Origin of the sequence: Selenomonas bovis DSM 23594 (genome assembly GCF_000381005.1) — a bacterium.
Taxonomy (GTDB): Bacteria; Bacillota; Negativicutes; order Selenomonadales; family Selenomonadaceae; genus Selenomonas_C; species Selenomonas_C bovis.
This window is the reverse complement of sequence record NZ_KB908440.1, coordinates 1-2696: the sequence shown is the minus strand read 5'-3', so window position 1 is coordinate 2696 and position 2696 is coordinate 1. Positions and strand designations below refer to the sequence as shown.

Sequence of the window (2696 nt, the reverse complement as noted above, 5' to 3'; positions counted from 1 at the left end):
GTTGCAACCCATAAGGATCCGGAAAGGTATGTAAAACCAAGCAATTTTAAGATTTAAAGAGCTTCCTTTCGTTTAAAGAGTCTAATCGTCGGGGGTAAGGCCAATATGCCGACCATTTGGCCGAGAACGTGGCAAAGGGGAAAGGGCTGATTCTCTTGGGGGCTTGCGGCACGATGAAAACCACCCTCTCGGTTGCCATCATGCGCGTCCAGATCGCCCGTGGGGGTTCCTGCTACTTCATCCCCATGACCACGCTCATGGATGAGATTTTCACCCGTCACGCCATGAACAAGGAGGATTGCGTCCGCTTCGAACAACGCATCCGTACCACCCAGCTTCTCGTGGTGGACGACCTTGGGAGCGAGAACACAGATGTGGGATGGGTGCGGAGCAAGGTGGACTCCATCCTCACAGAAGGGTACACCCGTATGCTTCCTTGCAGTATCACTTCGAACCTGACCTTTGAGGAAATGAAAGGAACCTACGAGATGTGGCTGATTGACAGGCTTCGCCATGCGAACATGGCGCTGATGTTCACGGGTGAATCCCTCCGCAAGTCAGGGCAGGTATTCCTGCCACAAAAAAAGCACTAACGGGCAAAAAGAAAGGAATTGGTATGATATGAGAAACGGACGAGTAGCATCGCCGTCCACGCTGATGAGCGTGGAGGAAGTCATGGCAGAGGCAGGCGTTGGAAAGAACACTACCTATCAGATTATCAAGCAGCTCAATGCGGAACTGGAGGCGATGGGCAAGCTCACCTTCCGGGGACGAGTGAATCGGCGGTACTTTGAGGAGAAGGTCTGCTACAACGGCAGAGAGGCTTGAGGCAAATCACTGTCGGTGGCGGGGCTTGCGGATGGAGGTACAGGAAATTATCCTTTCGAGGCAGGAGAAAAGGTCTATTTGGCGAATTAACTCAAAGGATGTTAACGACCTCGCTCACCAAGTGGGAGGATTAAAAACTTGAGGTTCCAATTTGAATCCTCAATGGGAGATAGCGATAATATGAACGAAATCCAGCCCGTGTCCGTCCCAGCTACCACGGATACGCCAAACATCAGCCGACTGATTTATACCATTCGTAACCAACAGGTAATGCTTGCCAGCGACCTCGCCATGCTCTACCAAGTGGAGACACGAGTCTTGAATCAAGCTGTGAAGCGGAATCAAAAACGATTCCCGGAAAGATATTGCTTCCAACTGACTAAGGAAGAGGCGGCAAACTTGACATCACAAATTGTGATGTCAAGTTCCGCACATGGCGGACGGCGTGTCCCTCCTTATGCCTTTACGGAGCAAGGCATAGCCATGCTGTCGGCTGTCCTCCGCAGCGATGTTGCCATAGAGGTCAGCCTCCGCATCATGGATGCCTTCGTGGAGATGCGCCGATTCATTGCCCATAATGCCCAGCTTTTCGAGCATATCGAGCGGGTGGAACTGAAGCAACTCACCTATCAGAAGGAAACCGATGAAAAATTCGAGCAAATATTCGACTTCATCCACTCCCATACTGAGTCCAGCCAGAAGATATTCTTTGATGGCCAAATCTACGATGCCTTCAGCCTGTTGGTAAGCCTCATACAGAAGGCCACGACGGACATCATTTTGATTGACGGCTATGTGGATATCGGCACCTTGAATCTGCTAGCTAAGAAACAGACAAATGTAGACGTGGAAATCTACACCTTCAGCAATACGAAACTGACAGCAGCAGATATCGCCAAATTCAACGGCCAATACCCAACACTGATCGTTAAGCATACCAACGCTTTTCATGATCGCTTTCTGATTCTCGACCACAAAGAGGCGTACCATATCGGCGCATCCCTCAAGGTTGCCGGAAAGAAGTGCTTTGCCATCTCACTGCTGTCGGATGAGGCACTGGTGCGGGAGTTGTTAGGTAGACTATGAAAAAAGGTTAGGACGTTATGGACTTTTCTATGATTACCAAAGAATATATCCGCAAACATGATTTTGATTCGGACGGCATATCATTTCGGGACACCGAAAAAGATGTGAGCTACCGCCTGCACCAAGGTGACACATTGCCAAGAGCCTTGGCGCAAAATTCCACCAAACTCAGAAAAGAGTTTGTAAATCTCTTTTATAATCATTTTGACGGCAATTTTGCCAAACTCGAAACCCGGACCGGGATTACCGAGGATGCCATGCGTAAATATCTCCGTGGGAATCTTAAAAATAAAGGTCGCAATATATCTCGCATGGCTGTGGCAAAAATATGTGTGGGCATTCCCCTTTCCCTTGATGAAGCAGACAAGCTGTTTCGTTTGGAAGGGCATAGCTTAGAGCCGGAGAGTGCACTCCTCGATGCTATCGTGGTGGATGCGCTAAACTGCGGAGACGATATAGAAGCTTTCTATGCAACCTGCGCCGAACTAAAAGTAAAGATATAGTTTTGGACACGCTGTCCAACTATAGGTACTCGTTGTCTGCTATGATTACAGCATAGCAGGGAACGAGTTTTCAATATGAAATGGAGGGTTGTACTTTATCTGTAGTACCACAACGTTGAACCCTCAGTCTACAAGGATTGCTAGGTGGAATACGTATAGCCTAGGTCAGATTCCACAGAGCCAGAGTATAGTACATCTATATGTAGTAGTAAATACACGGTTCCCTTCTGGTATTGACTACTACATATAGATGTACTACTAGGCTGATAAGGGAATCTG

4 protein-coding genes are annotated in these 2696 nt (G+C 48.4%); all 4 read left to right on the top strand.

What is annotated here, in order from left to right; genetic code table 11:
• The first annotated feature begins 128 nt into the window (after positions 1-128).
• On the top strand, positions 129-593 hold the full coding sequence (locus F599_RS0113055) for an ATP-binding protein (RefSeq protein WP_197018202.1): 465 nt from the start codon (positions 129-131) through the stop codon (positions 591-593).
• Positions 594-621: 28 nt separating this feature from the next.
• Positions 622-828 (top strand): hypothetical protein, encoded by a 207-nt coding sequence (locus tag F599_RS0113050; RefSeq protein ID WP_019543934.1) that lies wholly within the window; start codon positions 622-624, stop codon positions 826-828.
• 180 nt (positions 829-1008) lie between these two features.
• Positions 1009-1914: an ORF6N domain-containing protein gene (locus tag F599_RS0113045; RefSeq protein WP_026328001.1), complete on the top strand. Its 906-nt coding sequence runs from the start codon at positions 1009-1011 to the stop codon at positions 1912-1914.
• Positions 1915-1943: 29 nt separating this feature from the next.
• Positions 1944-2417: a hypothetical protein gene (locus F599_RS14530; RefSeq protein ID WP_156022047.1), complete on the top strand. Its 474-nt coding sequence runs from the start codon at positions 1944-1946 to the stop codon at positions 2415-2417.
• Positions 2418-2696: the final 279 nt, after the last annotated feature.

What these genes read in the sequence shown, in the direction of transcription:
- F599_RS0113050 (WP_019543934.1), top strand. Translation starts at nt 622, where the DNA reads ATGAGAAACGGACGAGTAGCATCGCCGTCCACGCTGATGAGCGTGGAG.
- F599_RS0113045 (WP_026328001.1), top strand. Translation starts at nt 1,009, where the DNA reads ATGAACGAAATCCAGCCCGTGTCCGTCCCAGCTACCACGGATACGCCA.
- F599_RS14530 (WP_156022047.1), top strand. Translation starts at nt 1,944, where the DNA reads ATGATTACCAAAGAATATATCCGCAAACATGATTTTGATTCGGACGGC.